Source organism: Pseudomonas tehranensis (assembly GCF_014268615.1).
In the GTDB taxonomy this organism is placed as follows: Bacteria; Pseudomonadota; Gammaproteobacteria; order Pseudomonadales; family Pseudomonadaceae; genus Aquipseudomonas; species Aquipseudomonas tehranensis.
Map to the genome: position 1 here is coordinate 1 of NZ_JABWQV010000451.1, position 1,479 is coordinate 1,479.

The 1,479-nt window shown below is 61.7% G+C and carries 1 protein-coding gene; it reads left to right on the plus strand.

Going from position 1 to position 1,479, the window contains the following annotated elements:
- The first annotated feature begins 171 nt into the window (after positions 1-171).
- Positions 172-1,422: a 2-aminoadipate transaminase gene (locus HU811_RS26910; protein WP_186659145.1), complete on the plus strand. Its 1,251-nt coding sequence runs from the start codon at positions 172-174 to the stop codon at positions 1,420-1,422.
- Positions 1,423-1,479 lie beyond the last annotated feature (57 nt).

A 1,479-nucleotide genomic window follows, 5' to 3' on the forward strand; every position in this document is an offset into this window, starting at 1 on the left:
AGCCCAGCGGGGATAAATCCCCTCACCACAAGGGCCGCGCTCCTCCTGGCTGACCAACACATTCCCACATCCCGACTTTTAAGATTGACCCGGCAACTTTATTTCGTTTGCCGGGCGCCTCTGCTCGCGGCTTAGATAAAGGGAATCTTTCCTTCTTCCGAGCCGTCATCCATGAGCAGCGAAACCATCAGCCAATCGATTTCCATCGTGCACCCCGTCAGTCTCAGCCACGGCAAAAATGCCGAGGTCTGGGACACCGACGGCAAACGCTACATCGATTTCGTGGGCGGCATCGGCGTGTTGAACCTCGGGCACTGCCATCCCCGTGTCGTCGAAGCTATCCGCGAACAAGCAACCCGGCTGACGCACTACGCCTTCAACGCTGCCCCACACGCGCCCTACATCGAATTGATGGAGCGCCTGGCAGCGTTTGTCCCGGTGGATTACCCGGTCAGCGGCATGCTCACCAACAGCGGCGCCGAAGCCGCGGAAAACGCCTTGAAGATCGTACGCGGCGCCACCGGCCGCACAGCCGTCATTGCCTTTGATGGCGCTTTCCACGGCAGAACCCTGGCCACTCTCAATCTCAACGGCAAGGTCGCGCCCTACAAACAGAAAGTCGGCGTACTGCCCGGACCGGTCTATCACCTGCCCTACCCCAGCAAGGACAACGGCGTCACCTGCGAAGAGGCGTTGAAGGCCATGGAGCGGTTGTTCAGCGTCGAGATCGACGTGAATGACGTGGCGTGTTTCATCGTCGAACCGGTGCAGGGCGAAGCCGGTTTCCTGCCGATGGATATTGCCTTTGCCCAGGCCCTGCGGCGGTTCTGCGACGAGAAGGGTATCGTGCTGATCATCGATGAAATCCAGTCCGGCTTCGGCCGCACCGGCCAGCGCTTTGCGTTCTCGCGACTGGGCATCGAGCCGGACCTGATACTGCTGGGTAAAAGCATTGCCGGCGGCGTCCCCCTGGGAGCCGTGGTGGGGCGCAAGGCGCTGCTGGACAATCTGCCCAAAGGCGGCCTGGGTGGCACTTATTCCGGCAACCCCATCGCCTGCGCCGCCGCCTTGGCCACCCTGGAGGCAATGACCGATGCGAACCTGCAGGCTTGGGGCACACAACAGGAAGAGGCAATTGTCAGCCGCTATGAGTCATGGCGCAGCCGCGGGCTGTCACCTTACCTGGGCCGCCTGACCGGCGTCGGGGCGATGCGCGGCATCGAATTGGCCCATGCCGACGGCAGCCCGGCATCGGCGCAACTGACCCAATTGCTGGCCCTGGCGCGGGACTCGGGCTTGCTGCTGATGCCCAGCGGTAAATCACGGCACATCATTCGGCTGCTGGCCCCGTTGACGACTGAGGCGACGGTGTTGGAAGAAGGGCTGGATATTCTGGAAGCTTGCCTGGCGAAGCTGCCTTGAAATACAGATTCTCCTGACCACACAAAAAACCTGTGGGAGCGGGCTTGCTCGCGAAGG

Excerpts from the sequence above, each read along its gene's own strand:
- HU811_RS26910 (WP_186659145.1), top strand. The coding sequence starts at position 172 with ATGAGCAGCGAAACCATCAGCCAATCGATTTCCATCGTGCACCCCGTC.